Below are 610 nucleotides of genomic sequence, written 5' to 3'. Positions count from 1 at the left end.
TCATACACAAGGCTTCGAACCCTGTCCTTTGTAGCCTTTACCTTCACACCCAAATCCTGTTTTAGCCAAACCTTATACTCATCACTAAGCCTGAAAGACCTAGTGAAATCCCCCACCTGAATCATAGATAAGCCTGAAGCCCATTTCTTCATAGCCCAAGTAACCAAGGAAGGAGTAGCCACCTCTACCCCATGAACATGTCCTTTGATAGGGAGGATTGATTGAACATGGCCCATCTGGCGAAGCAAGCGGGAAGCCCAGTAGAATGATGTATGCGTCAAGCCCATGAGTTTTACCTGGCAACACCCTGAAGTATGCAATACATATTCGTCACCACAGTCCCAAATAGCCACATGCCACTGAATGTCTCTTCAAGATAGAGAAGCTAAAAAGACGATCACATCCTGAATCGAGCGTCGCTCGAAAAATATAGATTCCCGCAAACAGTAATCATGGGACAAGTGTTTAGGCCCATCCAAAGGAGAAATCAGTTTAAGTCTTTCAACCAACCACATCTGAAGAAGAATGGGGCTGCCCCAAATGCAAGAAGCAGAGTTTGAATGGAAGTAATCAAGTCCGTTCAGAGTTTCAGCTAGTACCAATGGGATGA

Annotated in this window: 2 protein-coding genes; both read right to left on the bottom strand. The window is 45.1% G+C overall.

The genetic code is table 11. The features are described from left to right. Window positions 1-287 (bottom strand): hypothetical protein (locus tag HLA95_RS27750; RefSeq protein WP_222185204.1); only part of this gene is annotated, 287 nt, incomplete at its 3' end. A gap of 84 nt (window positions 288-371) precedes the next feature. Next, window positions 372-610: hypothetical protein (locus tag HLA95_RS27745; protein WP_222185202.1), on the bottom strand; the 239-nt coding region annotated here is incomplete at its 5' end.

It is taken from the genome of Geminicoccus harenae (assembly GCF_019800005.1).
GTDB lineage: Bacteria > Pseudomonadota > Alphaproteobacteria > Geminicoccales > Geminicoccaceae > Geminicoccus > Geminicoccus harenae.
Note: the sequence above shows the minus strand (reverse complement) of the source record. Positions and strands in the feature narration are given on the sequence as shown.